General features: G+C 66.6%; 2 protein-coding genes and 1 pseudogene. 1 reads left to right on the top strand and 2 read right to left on the bottom strand.

Annotation, left to right across the window (positions count from 1 at the left end):
- Positions 1 to 161, bottom strand: a pseudogene (locus IG178_RS26285) (IS1634 family transposase); the annotation flags it as partial.
- Positions 162 to 270: 109 nt separating this feature from the next.
- Between IG178_RS26285 and IG178_RS24200 the strand changes: the two are divergent.
- Entirely contained in the window at positions 271 to 441 is a 171-nt protein-coding gene (locus IG178_RS24200) for a hypothetical protein (RefSeq protein WP_193215167.1), read from the top strand.
- 26 nt (positions 442 to 467) lie between these two features.
- On the opposite strand, the gene IG178_RS24205 is transcribed toward IG178_RS24200, so the two are convergent.
- The coding region (locus IG178_RS24205) for a restriction endonuclease (protein ID WP_226895738.1) at positions 468 to 1,214 on the bottom strand (747 nt) is incomplete at its 5' end.

Consider the following 1,214-nt stretch of genomic DNA (forward strand, 5'->3'; position numbering starts at 1 on the left):
GGGTGCATCTTCACCCGGGCGGCCTCCAACAGCGCGGTCAGCTCGGCCTCGGTGTGCGCTGAGCCCAGGTGCTCGAGGACTTTGTCCCGCCCGCCCCGGCGCTCAGCGATCTGCACCGCCGTCGCCCCCGACGCCGTCCGGACCTTACGCACGAACACCACGGTCCGACCCTACCCACCCGATTAGTGTGTCGCCGACCCCCGCCACAGGACCCTGACCAGCGACAACACCGGCCAAGTCAGCCAGGAGCTCTCAAGTGGCACGAGTCAGGTGATGATGCCGCTGGCCGACGGCGAGACCGACACGGCCTCCCTGTTCGAGGCCAGCGGCGAGCACTCGAGTCCCCTGCCGATCGGCTTCGCGCTGAAGGGAGTCGAGCCCCTGGAGGACGGCAGCCTGTGGCTGCGCTGCGACGTGCAGGGACCGGCCGAGCAGGGCTGAGCCCAGTTCGACCCCGCATCACCAGATCACGCGAAGAAGTCCTCGTCGATCTCGATCACCTTGTAGGTCTCCTTGACCTGCACCCCGACGCCGAAGCGGATCATCAAGCTCGTGAGGCGCTTGCCGTCGATGAGGATGATGCGCGTCGGGACATTCTTGGCGTAGGTGCGGGCGCCTTCGGAGAAGCGGCTGCTCGTGATGAACACGCCGCTGTCGGCTTTGCCGCTCAGAGCTCCGACGAAGGCCTGAAGATCGGGGCGCCCGACGGTGTTGTCATCCCCGTAGCGCTTGGCCTGGATGTAGACGCGGTTCAGTCCCAGGATGTCCTGATCGATCACCCCGTCGATGCCGCTGTCGCCCGAGAGCTGGGTGACACTGCCGCGTCCGGTCGTGCCGCCGTAACCCATCGCAAGAAGCAGGTCGACCACTGCCTGTTCGAAGAAGCCGGGGTCGTTGCCCCTGAGCCGGGTGAGGAGCTCCATCGCGGTCTCCTCGTGGATCCGCTCGATCCCGCTCTGCACCTGCTCGATCGGCGTCATAGACGACTCGTCGTCGGTGTCTGCTGAGGCAACGGAGGCTCTTGCGTTCTTTGCGCGCGCAACATAAGGCCGGATCAGTGAGCCCGGGTCCTCGCCCAGCGCGGCGATGTCTCGCTCTCTCGCCCCTTGGGGAAAGCGCCCGACGACTTCACAGCCGGCCTCCGCGATCTGATAGTGGCCGCGCTCCGGACGGGTGAGCGCACCGACGTTCGTCAGGAATGACACCGCCCATCC

This window comes from Neoluteolibacter marinus, from assembly GCF_014904755.1.
In the GTDB taxonomy this organism is placed as follows: domain Bacteria; phylum Verrucomicrobiota; class Verrucomicrobiia; order Verrucomicrobiales; family Akkermansiaceae; genus Haloferula; species Haloferula marina.